The following is a 2,062-nucleotide window of genomic DNA, read 5'->3' as shown; positions in this document are numbered from 1 at the left end:
AACGCACGATGGCCTGGCTCGCCGGCTGCCGCCGCCTCCACCGCCGCTACGAACGCAAGGCCGAGCACTTCCTCGCCTTCACGAGCATCGCCTGCACTCTCATCTGCTACCGCAGACTCACCAAATGAGATGACTTCTTAGCAGTGCCGCTTGGTGTGGTGTCCAGGAAAGTGGGTGACAGGGCACCACACCTCTTCAGCGAGTGGATGCAGCTCCCGACCGGACAGGCCAGTCCATGACGGGTTTCAGAGGGGTACGAAATCCGTGTCGTTCCCGGGGAAGTCCTCGGGGAAGATCGGGACACGTACCTCTCTGGCCTCCGAGTTCGACTCCGCGGGTGTCGATCATAGGCAAGTATCTCGACAGAAGTTGCGTGAGGCGGCTCCGTACACTACATGTTCGTTGGGCCCCAGGGAATTGAGGATCCCTTGCTCTGCGTGGCCGGGAGCCTGTACAAATTCCTCGCCGCTGCGAAGGGTCCAAGAAGATGGCTGAGCGCCGCCTCCGTTGATCCCTATCCTGTTTACGTACTCTTTGGTTTCGGAGTTGAACACCCCGATTACTGCAGTGGTCCCCTTCTTGTCCGCCATGAAATAGTCGTTTCTTTGAGCTCGTAACGCGATCTTGTTGAGGTGGCCTGGTAGGCCGTGACCGATGTGAGGATTCGGCCGTTCGGGAGGGTGTGAGTACCCGGCCGTGGATCGTGGACGACGACTTGTGGGCACTGAGCGACTCTGAAGCTCCTATAGATCGTCAAGTCGCTGGGGATGTCGATGGTGTGCTGCTGAATGCGCTCGTGACGTGGTGGTAGACCTCGCGTGCGACGAAGCGCTTGAGGCATCTGAAGATGTCCTTCGTCTTGAGCCCTTCGAGAGTGCGTCGTGCGACGTAGTCGCGAGTGCGTGGGTCGTGACGCATGCGGACCAGCACGATGGTGTGCAGCGCACGGTTGGCCTGGCGGTCACCGCCACGGTTGAGTCGGTGGCGGTCGGTGCGCCCGGAAGAGGCCGGCACGGGTGCGGCAGCGCACAGGTGGGCGAAGGACGCCTCCGAGACGAGCCTGTCGGGGTTGTCCCCGGCGGTGACCAGCAACTGCCCGGCGGTCTCGGTCCCAACGCCCGGCAGCGCGAGCAGGCCGGGCGCGGTGCGGGCGATCAGAACGCGCAGATCGGCGTCCGCGTCTGCTATTTCTTCGCTCAAGTGCCGGTAGCGCTTGGCCAGACGCTTGAGAGCGAGTTTGACGGCTGTGGCCGGGTCGGTCAGATCGGCGCCGGGACGGCTGGCGGCCAGGCGCCGGATCAACTCGGTGGTGGTCAGCGAGCGCAGCGCTTCACGCACCGCAGCGGGTGCGGTGATGATCAATGATTTGATCTGGTTGATGGTCTGGGTGCGGGCCTTGACGGCGCTGGCGCGTACCACGCGCAGGCCGCGGATTGCCTCGACCGAGCCGTCGCGGTGCTTTGGGGTGCCCTTGGCGCGGCCGGAGAGCACCGCGGTGGCGGCGGCGTAGGCATCAACGGGGTCGGATTTGCCTGCCGCGCGGCGAGCTCGCCGGTCAGGTCGGTCCACCTCGATGATGGTGACCTGGTTGGCGTGCAGGTACCGGGCGAGTTCGGCGCCGAAGGAGCCGGTGCCTTCCATGCCTACGACCAGCACTCGGCCGTGCGAGCGCAGCCACTCCAGCAGGCGCCGGTAGCCTGCAGGCGTGGTGGGGAACGCCTCGGTGGCCAGGTGCCGGCCGATGGTGTCGATGACGGCGGCCTGGTGGACGTCGGTGTGGGTGTCGATCCCGCCGATCACCTCGATGGGCTGTGGCATGGTGGCCGGGTTGTTCCTTCCGCGCGCGGTGAATGGGCTCGCGCGCACCGGCCCGGCGGACGGACACGACTGTGATGGGACCGCTTCGGTCAAGCTCCTATGAGGTCACGATCGCCGAGCCGGTACGCGCAACGGCACCGCTCGGAAGGTCGACGATTCAGAGTAAGGACAGCCGAAGCGTCAATCGGGGATCGGGTCAGACCCTCGAGCGGTGCCTCCCTCATCCTCACAGTCGGGGATCTTG

General features: G+C 65.0%; 1 protein-coding gene and 1 pseudogene. One reads left to right on the top strand and one right to left on the bottom strand.

Features of this window, described 5'->3' with window-relative positions; translation table 11 throughout:
- Nucleotides 1–128, top strand: a pseudogene (locus AOK11_RS07820) (IS5/IS1182 family transposase); the annotation flags it as partial.
- A 625-nt stretch (nt 129–753) separates the two neighbouring features.
- Here AOK11_RS07820 and AOK11_RS07815 read toward each other — a convergent pair.
- Entirely contained in the window at nt 754–1,818 is a 1,065-nt protein-coding gene (locus AOK11_RS07815; protein WP_055592913.1) for an IS110 family RNA-guided transposase, read from the bottom strand.
- Nucleotides 1,819–2,062: the final 244 nt, after the last annotated feature.

Source organism: Streptomyces hirsutus (genome assembly GCF_001418415.1).
GTDB classification, from domain to species: Bacteria; Actinomycetota; Actinomycetes; order Streptomycetales; family Streptomycetaceae; genus Streptomyces; species Streptomyces hirsutus.
Note: the sequence above shows the minus strand (reverse complement) of the source record. Positions and strands in the feature narration are given on the sequence as shown.